This is a genomic window from Arthrobacter sp. NPDC089319, from assembly GCF_040684925.1.
Lineage (GTDB): Bacteria > Actinomycetota > Actinomycetes > Actinomycetales > Micrococcaceae > Crystallibacter.
Window position 1 is genome coordinate 62,556 of sequence record NZ_JBFBGZ010000009.1, and the last position, 9,833, is coordinate 72,388.

9 protein-coding genes are annotated in these 9,833 nt (G+C 67.8%); 1 reads left to right on the top strand and 8 read right to left on the bottom strand.

Annotated features, from left to right (window positions below; genetic code table 11):
• Positions 1 to 200: 200 nt before the first annotated feature.
• Genes gatB through gatC form a run of 3 tightly spaced genes read right to left on the bottom strand, consistent with a single transcriptional unit; the run spans position 201 to position 3,521 of the window.
• Entirely contained in the window at positions 201 to 1,712 is a 1,512-nt protein-coding gene (gene gatB / locus AB0N75_RS14030; protein ID WP_364650943.1) for an Asp-tRNA(Asn)/Glu-tRNA(Gln) amidotransferase subunit GatB, read from the bottom strand.
• Positions 1,713 to 3,215: an Asp-tRNA(Asn)/Glu-tRNA(Gln) amidotransferase subunit GatA gene (gene gatA / locus AB0N75_RS14035; RefSeq protein WP_364650946.1), complete on the bottom strand. Its 1,503-nt coding sequence runs from the start codon at positions 3,213 to 3,215 to the stop codon at positions 1,713 to 1,715.
• A gap of 9 nt (positions 3,216 to 3,224) precedes the next feature.
• The gene (gene gatC, locus AB0N75_RS14040) at positions 3,225 to 3,521 is read right to left on the bottom strand and encodes an Asp-tRNA(Asn)/Glu-tRNA(Gln) amidotransferase subunit GatC (RefSeq protein ID WP_127511844.1); all 297 of its coding nucleotides are present in this window, start codon (positions 3,519 to 3,521) and stop codon (positions 3,225 to 3,227) included.
• A 167-nt stretch (positions 3,522 to 3,688) separates the two neighbouring features.
• Here gatC and AB0N75_RS14045 point away from each other — a divergent pair, with 167 nt between their 5' ends.
• A complete protein-coding gene (locus AB0N75_RS14045) occupies positions 3,689 to 4,777 on the top strand; it encodes a metallophosphoesterase (protein ID WP_364650949.1) in 1,089 nt (362 codons plus the stop codon).
• A gap of 38 nt (positions 4,778 to 4,815) precedes the next feature.
• Here AB0N75_RS14045 and AB0N75_RS14050 read toward each other — a convergent pair whose 3' ends face one another.
• The 5 genes from AB0N75_RS14050 to AB0N75_RS14070 all read right to left on the bottom strand — a co-directional run bounded on the left by AB0N75_RS14050 (position 4,816) and on the right by AB0N75_RS14070 (position 9,747).
• Positions 4,816 to 5,313, bottom strand: coding sequence for a GNAT family N-acetyltransferase (locus tag AB0N75_RS14050; RefSeq protein WP_364651277.1), 498 nt, complete (start codon positions 5,311 to 5,313; stop codon positions 4,816 to 4,818).
• A 107-nt stretch (positions 5,314 to 5,420) separates the two neighbouring features.
• Positions 5,421 to 6,197, bottom strand: coding sequence for a hypothetical protein (locus AB0N75_RS14055; RefSeq protein ID WP_364650952.1), 777 nt, complete (start codon positions 6,195 to 6,197; stop codon positions 5,421 to 5,423).
• Positions 6,198 to 6,315: 118 nt separating this feature from the next.
• On the bottom strand, positions 6,316 to 6,804 hold the full coding sequence (locus tag AB0N75_RS14060; RefSeq protein WP_364650955.1) for a DUF2087 domain-containing protein: 489 nt from the start codon (positions 6,802 to 6,804) through the stop codon (positions 6,316 to 6,318).
• Positions 6,801 to 8,975 (bottom strand): NAD-dependent DNA ligase LigA, encoded by a 2,175-nt coding sequence (gene ligA / locus AB0N75_RS14065; protein ID WP_364650958.1) that lies wholly within the window; start codon positions 8,973 to 8,975, stop codon positions 6,801 to 6,803. The genes AB0N75_RS14060 and ligA overlap by 4 nt, the downstream gene beginning before the upstream one ends.
• Before the next feature lie 70 nt (positions 8,976 to 9,045).
• The gene (locus AB0N75_RS14070) at positions 9,046 to 9,747 is read right to left on the bottom strand and encodes a hypothetical protein (RefSeq protein ID WP_364650961.1); all 702 of its coding nucleotides are present in this window, start codon (positions 9,745 to 9,747) and stop codon (positions 9,046 to 9,048) included.
• Between the last annotated feature and the right edge of the window lie 86 nt (positions 9,748 to 9,833).

Genomic DNA, 9,833 nt, shown 5'->3' on the forward strand with positions numbered 1-9,833 from the left:
CAAAGACAACGCCCCCGCCGGTCATGGCAGGGGCGTCATCTACATCGGGTTTTGCCCGTGGATCCGCTAAGTCAGCGGCGTGGGGCCAATATCGGTGCCGGCGGGCGTGCCCCTGCGTGCGGGGTTGCCGCGCCGGGGCACAGGGCCGATATCGGCGCGGGACGAGCCAGGAGCAATACTCTGCACTTGTTCTCTCCCGACTAACCCTGAACGCCGAGGCGTTCGAAAATGAGTTCACGGACGCGGCCGGCGTCGGCTTGCCCGCGGGTCGCCTTCATGACACCGCCGACAATGGCTCCGGCGGCCTGGACCTTGCCGCCACGGATCTTCTCCGCAACCTCCGGCTGGGCCGCCAGCGCCGCGTCGATCGCTTCCAGCAGCGCCGAATCGTCGGAAACCACGGCCAGGCCGCGGTTCTCCACGACCTCTTCCGGGCTGCCTTCACCGGCGAGCACGCCGTCCAGCACCTGGCGGGCCAGCTTGTCGTTGATCTTTCCGGCCTGCACCAGGCGGTCCAGTTCCACCACCGTCTGCGGGCTCACGCCCAACTCCGACGGTTCTACTTCGGCTTCCTTGGCACGGCGGGAGATCTCGCCCATCCACCACTTGCGCGCCACCGCTGCGGAGGCACCGGCGGCGATGGTCTCCTCGATCGAATCCATCACGCCGGCGTTGACCACGTCGCGGAACTCGGCGTCCGCGTAACCCCAGTCGGCCTTCAGCCGCTTGCGCCGTTCGGCCGGGGGCTCCGGCAGCCGGGCACGGAGTTCCTCGATCCACGCTTCGGTGGTGACCACGGGCACCAGGTCCGGCTCCGGGAAGTAACGGTAGTCGTCGGCATCCGACTTCGGCCGACCGGAGGTGGTGGACCGGGTGTCTTCATGCCAGTGGCGGGTCTCCTGGACAACCTTCTGCCCGGATTCCAGCACCGCGGCGTGGCGCTGGATCTCGAAATAGACCGCACGTTCCACCGCACGCAGCGAGTTCACATTCTTGGTCTCGGACCGGGTGCCGAACTGCGTGGCGCCCTTCGGCATCAGGGACACGTTGGCGTCGCAGCGGACGTTGCCGCGTTCCATTTTGGCATCCGAGACGCCCAGGTTCTTGACGATCTCGCGGACGGCGGCCACGTAGGCGCGGGCCAGTTCGGGAGCACGGGAGCCGGCTCCGACGATCGGCTTGGTGACAATCTCCACCAGCGGCACGCCGGCGCGGTTGTAGTCCACCAGCGAGTACTCGGCGCCCTGGATGCGTCCGGTGGCGCCGCCCATGTGGGTGAGCTTGCCGGCGTCCTCTTCCATGTGGGCGCGTTCAATCTCCACGCGGAACACTTCGCCGTCTTCCAGCTCGATGTCCAGGTACCCGTCGTAGCAGATCGGGTCCTCGTACTGGGAGGTCTGGAAGTTCTTCGGGGTGTCCGGGTAGAAGTAGTTCTTCCGGGCGAAGAAGCACGACTCGGCGATCTTGCAGTTCAGCGCCAGCCCGATCATGATCGAGTACTCCACCGCCGACTTGTTGACCACCGGCAACACGCCGGGCAGGCCAAGGTCCACCGGCGACACGTTCGTGTTCGGTATATCGCCGAACGCGTTCGGAGCGGCCGAGAACATTTTCGTCTTCGTGTTCAGCTCAACGTGGACCTCGAAGCCGAGGACCGGATCGTACTTCTCCATCGCCTCATCGAAGGCGACCAGTTCTTGTGTTGCAGCCATTTACTTCACACCTCCGAGAGCGGGAGCCTGAGCCAGCAGCGGGCCGCCCCATGTGGCTTCCAACAGGTTTTCGAGGCCGGCGCCGGCGCGGTACAGGCGGGCATCTTCACGGGCCGGGGCCAGGAACTGGATGCCCACCGGCAGGCCGTCGGCCAGGCCGCCGGGCACCGAAATGCCCGGGACACCGGCCAGGTTTGCCGGAATGGTGGCCACGTCGTTGAGATACATGGCCATCGGATCGTCCAGCTTTTCGCCCAGTTTGAAGGCGGTGGTCGGAGCGGTCGGCGAGATCAGCACGTCCGCGGTTTCAAACGCGGCAGCGAAGTCGCGCTGCACCAGAGTGCGGACCTTCTGCGCCGAGCCGTAGTACGCGTCGTAGTAGCCCGCGGACAGGGCGTAGGTGCCCAGGATGATGCGGCGCTTGACCTCGTCGCCGAAGCCGGCGGCGCGGGTGGCACCCATCACGCGTTCGATGGTCAGCGAGCCGTCTTCCGGCAGCACCCGGTGCCCGTAGCGGACTCCGTCGTACTTGGCCAGGTTGGAGGAGGCCTCCGAGGGCATGACCAGGTAGTAGGCGCCCAGCGCGTACTTGAAGTTCGGGCAGGACACTTCCACCACGTCGGCGCCGGCGCCGCGCAGCAGCTCAAGTGCCTCGTCGAAGCGGGCCTGCACGCCGGCGGAGTAACCCTCGCCCTGCAGTTCCTTGATCACGCCGATGCGCATGCCGCGCACGTCGCCGCTGCGGGCGGCCTCGACCAGCGCACACACCGGATCGGTCAGCGAGGTGGAGTCGGCCGGGTCGTGCCCGCCGATCACCTCGTGCAGCAGTGCAGCATCCAGCACGGTCCGGGTGACCGGCCCGATCTGGTCGAGTGAGGAGGCCATCGCGATGGCGCCGTAGCGGGAGACTCCGCCGTAGGTCGGCTTCACGCCCACCGAACCGGTCACCGCGGCTGGCTGCCGGATCGAGCCGCCGGTGTCAGTGCCCAGCGCCAGCGGGGCCTCGAAGGCCGATACCGCAGCCGCGGAACCGCCGCCGGAGCCGCCCGGGATGCGCTCCAGGTCCCAAGGGTTGCGGGTGGGGCCGAAGGCCGAGTGCTCGGTGGAGGAACCCATGGCGAATTCGTCCAGGTTGGTCTTGCCCAGCATCGGCATCCGCGCCGCCCGGATCTTCTTGATCACGGTGGCGTCATACGGGCTCATCCAGCCCTCGAGCATCTTAGAGCCGGCGGTGGTGGGCTGGCCCACGGTGACGATCAGGTCCTTGATCGCAATCGGGACACCGGCCAGGGCGTGCAGCTCTTCGCCGGCGGCGCGGGCCTTGTCCACGTCGGCGGCGACGGCGAGTGCCTCGTCGGTGTTCACGTGCAGGAAGGCGTTGACGTCGCCGTCGACTGCGGCAATGCGGTCCAGGTGTGCCTGGGTCACCTCGGTCGAGGACACCTCGGATGCGGCCAGCAGGTCCGCCAGCATCGCGGCGCTGTGGTTAATCAGTTCACTCATCGGTGCCTCTTACTCCTCGTCCAGGATCGCCGGAACCTTGAACCGGCCGTCGGCCGCGTCCGGCGCGTTCGCCAGTGCCAGTTCCTGGCTCAGGGTCTCGCCCACGACGTCCTCGCGGAACACGTTGGTCAGCGGGATCGGATGTGAGGTCGCCGGTACCTCGGGCCGGGCAACTTCCTGGACGGACTTGATCGAATCGACAATAACGTCGAGTTCTCCGGCCATCTTGTCCAGTTCTTCGGCGGTCATCTCAATGTGGGCCAGGCGCGCCAGATGCGCCACCGCCGCACGATTGATCTCAGACATGAGTCTCCTACGCGGATGGATTGCTTTTCCTGTTCAGTCTACCGGCGCGGGAAGGTCCGGAGTCGCCAAGACGGCGGGGGCGATCCGGACCGCGGGGACTTGTGACCACGTTGACTGCCGTCTGCCCAGTGCTTAGACTTTCGCCCCATCCACGGCGAGGAGGCCCAATGCGTCCGGCTCAACTGGCAGCAGCAGCCCTGGCCGTCCTGCTGCTCTCGTCCTGCAGCAGCCTGCCGCCAAGCTCACCCGCTGCCACGCCGCCGGCCACCGGCGGCGGCACGGCGAGCCAGCCGGCGACCGCCTCGGCTCCGGCCACTCAGGCAGATCCCTCCGGCACGGCAGTGGAATTCGCGGCGGCCGGAGATTTCGGCGACGGACAGGCGGCCGCGGAGGTGCTGGACGCGATGGCGGGCAGCAAGGCACAGTTTGGCCTGGCGCTCGGGGACCTGTCTTATGGAAGCCCCGGTAAAGAATCGGCGTGGTGCAGCTTCGTCGCCGACCACTTGGGGCCGGATATTCCCCTGCAGTTGCTCTCCGGTAACCACGAAAGCGACGGCCGGAACGGTTCCATCGATGCCTTCGCGGCCTGCCTGCCTCCGCGTTTGCCCGGCGCTCACGGCGTCTACGGCCGCCAATGGTTCGTCGATCTCCCGCAGCGGGATCCGGTGCTGCGGCTGATCATGATTTCGCCGGGCTTGGATTTTGCCGATTCGGGCCGCTGGGACTACGTGCCCGGAAACGAGCACTACGACTGGACGGCCACCGCCATAGACTCCGCCCGTGACGCGGGCATTCCGTGGGTGGTGGTTGCCTCGCACCTGCCCTGCCAGACAATGGGCCGCTACGACTGCGAGCCGGGCCCGGCCGTGACGAATCTGCTGCTGGACAGAAAGGTGGATCTGGTGCTTCACGGCCACGAACATCTCTACCAGCGCACGCACCAACTCTCTCTTGGCCCTGGCTGTCCGTCGCTGCTGCCCGCCCACAGTGCCGCAGCTTGCATTGCCGACACCGATTCCGACTTCGTGTCCGGTTCCGGAACGGTCTTCGCGACCGTCGGCACCGGTGGACGGCCGCTGCGCGACGTCAACGCCTCGGACGTCGAGGCGCGGTACTTCGCCGCCTACTCCGGGAAGAACGAGGACCCCACGCATGGGTTCCTGAAGATCCGGGTGACCGGTGACGCGCTCCGGGCCGAGTTCGTCCGTGCCGGCGGCGGGAATTTCGCCGACTCCTTCACGCTGCATCGGCGCTGAGCGCGCACCGTGCCCGCCGCGGGCGGCGCTGCGGCGGGCTACAGCCCCTTGACGAAGACCAGCAGCCGGATATCCGTGCCTGGCACCGGCCAATCCCGCTCCGGCACGCGGTCGAATCCCAGTGATTCATACAGCCGGTGGGCCGCGGTCCAGTCGCTGCCGGTGGTCAGGCTGACCGCGTCAATCCCCTCCAGGGTGCGGGCATGGGCCACGATCGCCTCCACCAGCGCCCTCCCAACGCCGGAGCGCTGCAGCCCCGGATCGACCGCCAGCATCCGGAACTCCAGCTCACCCTCCCGGGCAATGTCCGCGTACTCGCCGCCGGCCCGGGCCAGCGTCACCGCGCCGGCGACTTGCCCACCGCGCTCGGCCACCCACACCTCGGCCCGCGCGGCCCGGTGGGCCACGTCGGAGACGTGGACCAGGTACGGGTGGTCGGCGGCCGGAAAATGGCCCGCGGCCAGGTAGGCCTCGCGCGTCAGGCGCGCTACGTCGTCGTAATCAGCTGCGGTGGCAGGGCGGATGGTGATGTGCATGTGCTGGGGCGGGTCCTCGCGGAAAGGGGGAAGCACGACGGCGGTGCGTGCCTTACCAGTTTCGCGCACCGCGGGCGGTGTGCGCCAATGCGGCCGTCCGTCCCGGTTCAGCCCGGCTGCGGGTCGGAGATGTGCCCGGGCCGCTGCTCGGGCCGGTCGCCGCGCCGCGGCCCCGCCGGCGGGTCAGGCAGCGGCAGCAATTCGGGATTGACCTGCCGCTGCAGGGCTGCCAGTGCCTCGGCGGGCAGGGCCAAGAGTCCGTCCAGCTCCTTGCGTGCCCGGCTGTAGGCCAGCTGCCGCTCGGCCGGTGTGGCGGCCCGGTCCACCGCGATGGTCAGCAGCCGGCGGGCGGTGTTCAGCCGCAGCCGTTCGGGCCCGCTGAAGTGCTGGTCCCGGATCCGGCGGGCCTCGCGTTCGGCGATGTCGAAGGCCACCTCAAAGGCGCGCACCGCCTCGCGGTATTCGCGCAGCCGCTCGTCGGTGGAGATTTCCGCCGCGGTGACCGGGAGCAGCCCGTCTGCGGTCCGCTTGGCGCGCAGGAATGCCACGGTGAGCGGTTCACGCACATCTGACATCATCGGGTAGTCGATCAGTTTCGCTACGTCCAGCTCATAGTCCAGCCAGCGGACGTTGACCGCGTGATGGTCCGCCATCAGTTTCTCGGTATCACGAAGCCGCTGCTGGTGGGCGGCAGCGGCGGCATGCCGTCGGTCCGCCTCGCGCCGGGCCGCCTCCGACCATGCACTGTCGCGGCGCTGGCCACCCGCCCGGTTCCTGGCCTGCTGGCGCCTGGCTCGCTTGGCGTGCTGGCCCATGCCGGAGACCACGGCGAAGCCTACCCAGATGAACCACCAGGGAAAACCATCGGCGAAGAACTCGTTCATGGCCGCTCCACACGTCCATGCTCCCATGGCCGGTGACGCGAGTCACGCCCACGCTTCCGGTTCTGCCCGGGCGGCGCACGCCGGCGCCGACCAGGCTCCGGACCGGAACTGTCCCGGGTTACCCGTTGGCGGGTCCCCGGCGGTAGGCGCTGCCGTCCGGCTCGCGGATCAGGAAACCGTAGTCCACCATGGCGCGCCGGAGCATCGGCACGTCGGTAGTGAACTCGGCCAGCCTGGCGTTCAGTTCCTTTTCGGCCATCGTTTCCCCGGCCGCGATGACGCTGTCGCGGAGGTAGCCCAGCAGTTCCAGCCGGTCGGCCGCGCGGTGCGGCAGCACCACCAGGCCGCCGGCCAGGAAGCGTTCCGGTCCGGTCGGCTCTGGCGTCCGTGCCGCCGCCAGCGCCGCCTTGAAGACGTCCGGAGCAACGGCGAGGGCACCGCCGTCGTCCCTCACCAAACCGGAGGCGAGCAGCTTCTGCCGTTCCTTGGCGGTCATCTCGGGCCGCTGGCCCAGCACCAGGGCCGCGTAGAGTCCACGCAGCCGATGGCTGGCGAGGGTGGAGAGGATTTGCTGCCAGCTGGTCTCGGCAGGCTGCTCCGCCGTCATGGCGCGCCGGTTTCCAGCAATCGGCGGAAGCCGTCCTCGTCCAGAACGGTCAGGCCCAGGGATTCGGCCTTGTCCAGTTTGGTGCCGGCGTTCTCGCCGGCCACCACGTAGCTGGTGTTCTTCGAGACGGATCCGGACGCCTTGCCGCCGCGGATGATGATCGCTTCCTTGGCCTCGTCGCGGCTGAAGTTGGGCAATGTGCCGGTCACCACCACGGTCATCCCCTCCAGCGTGCGCGGCGTGCTCTCGTCCACCTCGTCGGCCATCCGCACGCCGGCCGCGGCCCACGCATCGACGATCTCGCCATGCCAGTCCACCGCGAACCACTCCTTCAAGGCGGCCGCGATGGTGGGCCCGACGCCGTCCACGTGCGCCAACTGTTCCTCGCTGGCGGCCCGGATGGCCTCCATCGATCCGAAGGCGGTGGCCAGGGCACGCGAGGCGGTGGGCCCGACATGCCGGATGGACAACGCGACCAGCACGCGCCAGAGCGGCTGGGCTTTGGCTTTCTGGAGTTCCTCGAAAAGCTTCTTGGTGTTGGCCGTGGGGACCGAGGGCTTCTTCGGGGTGCCCTTCGTATAGAAGTAGGGCACCAACTCCATCTCGCCGGTTGGCACGCCCTTGGTCTTCTTCTCGCGGAGGATCCGCACGTCTGCCAGGTCCTCGGGCTTGAGGCTGAAGATCCCTGCCTCGTTGGCGAGCGGAGCCTGCTCGGGTTCGGCCGGGCGGGTCAGCGCCAGCGCCGCCTCGTAGCCCAGCGCCTCGATGTCGAAGGCCCCGCGGCCGGCCAGGTGCGCCACCCGTTCGGTCAGCTGAGCCGGGCAGGACTCGGCGTTCGGGCAGCGCAGATCGACGTCGCCCTCCTTGCCGGGGGCAAGCGGCGTGCCGCAGGAGGGGCAGTCGGTGGGCATGACGAAGTCGCGGACCGGCGGTTCCTGTGCCTCACGCAGCGCCATCACCGGGCCGACGATCTCCGGGATCACGTCGCCGGCCTTGCGCAGCACCACGATGTCGCCGATCTTCACGCCCTTGGCCTTGACCACGTCCTGGTTGTGCAGGGTGGCCATCTCCACGGTGGAGCCGGCGACCTTCACCGGTTCCATCACGCCGTAGGGAGTGACCCGTCCGGTGCGGCCCACGTTCACGCGGATGTCCAGCAGTTTGGTGTGGACCTCTTCCGGCGGGTACTTGTAGGCCACGGACCAGCGCGGCACACGCGAGGTGTGGCCGAGCGCGCGTTGCAGGCCGAAATCGTCCACCTTGACCACAATGCCGTCGATTTCGTGCAGCAGGTCGTGGCGGTGCTCGCCGTAGTGCTCGATGAAGGCGAGCACGTCGTCCAAGCTGTCCACCACTTTGAAGTAGGGACTGGTGGGCAGCCCCCAGCCGCTCAGCAGGCCGTAGGTGTCCGATTGGCTTTCCGCGTCCAGGCCTTCGCGGGCACCGATCCCGTGCACGAACATGTGCAGCGGCCGCTCCGCCGTCACCTTCGGGTCCTTCTGGCGCAGCGAGCCGGCCGCGGAGTTGCGCGGGTTGGCGAACGGCGCCTTGCCGGCCTCAACCATCCGTTCGTTCAGGGCCAGGAAGTCTTTGGTGGGGATGAAGATTTCGCCGCGGATTTCCACTTCGGCCGGAAAGTTGCTGCCGGTGAGCTTGCGCGGAATGTCCCCAATGGTCAGCACATTGTGGGTAATGTCTTCGCCGGTGGTGCCGTCGCCGCGGGTGGCGGCACGGACCAGTTCGCCGTTGCGGTAGAGCAGGTTCACCGCCAGTCCGTCGATCTTCACTTCGCTGAGCCAGCGCAGTTTCCTGCCGTTGCCCAGATTCGCCACGGAGGCGGTGGCACGGTCCACCCAGGCCTTCAGCTCGTCCAGCGAGAAGACGTCCTCCAGCGAATACATCCGCTGCAGGTGCTCCACCGGGGCGAAGGCCGCGGAGACCTCGCCGCCGACTTCCTGGGTGGGCGAGTCGTTGGCCACCAGTTCCGGATGCAGCGCCTCGATTTCTTCCAGCCGGCGGTACAGCGCGTCGAACTCGGCATCCGAGACCAGCGGGGCGTCCTCGTTGTAGTACGCGTAGCGGTATTTGCGGACGTTCTCGGTCAGCTGCTCGTATTCGTCCCGGATCTCGTCGCTCGGGATTTCGCTGGCGGGTGTTTCAACTGTGCTCACCTGACTATCTTGCCCCAGGCGCCAAGATCAGGCGACGACGGCGGTGCCCGGCGGGCGGGGCACGTTGCGTTCAGTCCTCGGCATCCAACTGCTCGTCGAGCAGCGGCAGGTCAGCCGCAGTGACCAGATGGGAGGTCACAGCGTGCTCGACCAGTCGTGCACGCCGGTTGGTGGCGAGCTTGCCGCCGCCGCCGCGCAGCCCGGCGACGCCCACCCGGTCCAACTTGTCGCAGACGTTGTCCAGCTTGCGGTTGAACTTGGTCAGCGGCCAGCCCAGCCGTGCGGCTGCCTGCGACGACGACGGAATCGAACTCAGCCCGGTGCCGTCGCGCTTGAGCATCGGCTCGGCCAGGGCCAGGATCAGCGCCTTTTGCGAGTCGGTGAAGATCACCGGGCCGATGGTGGTCTCCCCCACCGCGTCCGTGTCCCGGTGTTCCTGCCGGAAAGACGGGGTCTTGACGTGGACGGACAGCTCGTAGGTAGTCGGTCCGGCGGTGAAGACGATATTCGTCAGGCTGAAGACCAGCGGGATCCGTGCGCCTGGCGCCAACCATGCCTGCATGCCGCCGGTGGAATCGGCCACGGTGGCGGAGATCAGGGAGCCGACGTTGGCCAGCCACCAGATCTCGTCGTAGTGCGCGATCTGGAGGAACTTGCGGTGCAGGTACGGATTATCGTCGATCTCCAGATCGCCCTCGCGCCCAATGGTGAACACGTCATCGTCTTTGGGCTCATACCACTCCCCGCAGAACTCAATGCTCACATCCGCCACCGGAAGCCCCCTGTATGTTGTGTTGCCCGAACGGGTCGACGCGAGTTGATCGTTTCATGCACCCGCCTTCCTACTCTATTCCAGCG

Coding starts and splice junctions, on each gene's coding strand:
- gatB (WP_364650943.1), bottom strand. CDS start 1,712: ATGGCTGCAACACAAGAACTGGTCGCCTTCGATGAGGCGATGGAGAAG.
- gatA (WP_364650946.1), bottom strand. CDS start 3,215: ATGAGTGAACTGATTAACCACAGCGCCGCGATGCTGGCGGACCTGCTG.
- gatC (WP_127511844.1), bottom strand. CDS start 3,521: ATGTCTGAGATCAATCGTGCGGCGGTGGCGCATCTGGCGCGCCTGGCC.
- AB0N75_RS14045 (WP_364650949.1), top strand. CDS start 3,689: ATGCGTCCGGCTCAACTGGCAGCAGCAGCCCTGGCCGTCCTGCTGCTC.
- AB0N75_RS14050 (WP_364651277.1), bottom strand. CDS start 5,313: ATGCACATCACCATCCGCCCTGCCACCGCAGCTGATTACGACGACGTA.
- AB0N75_RS14055 (WP_364650952.1), bottom strand. CDS start 6,197: ATGAACGAGTTCTTCGCCGATGGTTTTCCCTGGTGGTTCATCTGGGTA.
- AB0N75_RS14060 (WP_364650955.1), bottom strand. CDS start 6,804: ATGACGGCGGAGCAGCCTGCCGAGACCAGCTGGCAGCAAATCCTCTCC.